The sequence below is a fragment of the Gillisia xinjiangensis genome, from assembly GCF_046298265.1.
In the GTDB taxonomy this organism is placed as follows: Bacteria; Bacteroidota; Bacteroidia; order Flavobacteriales; family Flavobacteriaceae; genus Gillisia; species Gillisia xinjiangensis.
In genome coordinates, this window is the sequence record NZ_JBKAHK010000101.1 from 1 (window position 1) to 550 (window position 550).

Consider the following 550-nt stretch of genomic DNA (forward strand, 5'->3'; position numbering starts at 1 on the left):
GTCGCCGCTTGCTTGCGGCGGCTCGGCTACCGCAGCGAGGTGGTGAAGCTGGGGCTGGATCTCGGGATGATCGGCCGCCTCGCCGCCAAGCGCCCCCTCATGGTGTTCAACCTGGTTGAGGCTCTTGATGGCGACAGCGCCCTGGCCCACTTGGCGCCGGCGATGTTCGACCATCTCGGCCTCGCCTACAGCGGCGCCGGCACCGAGGCGCACCACCTGACGCTCACCAAAACCGCCGCCAAACGCCTGCTGGCGAGCGCCGGCCTGCCGACGCCGGAATGGTCGATGGACGGCAGCGGCTTTCCGCGCGGCAGCCGCGTGATCGTGAAATCACTGACCGAGCACGCCTCGCTGGGCATCGATGCCGGCTCCGTGGTGCCCGCCGCCCAGGCACACCAGGAGATCCTGGCCCGCGAACAGCGCTTCGGCGGCCGCTTCTTCGCCGAGGCCTTCGTCGAAGGCCGCGAGTTCAACCTCTCGGTTCTGGAGACGCCGGAGGGCCCGCGCGTGCTGCCCGTGGCCGAGATCCTCTTCCTCGACTTCCCGCCGG

Annotated in this window: 1 pseudogene; it reads left to right on the forward strand. The window is 70.2% G+C overall.

What is annotated here, in order from left to right:
* Positions 1–550 (forward strand): annotated as a pseudogene (locus tag ACKGJN_RS16690) (hypothetical protein); the annotation flags it as partial.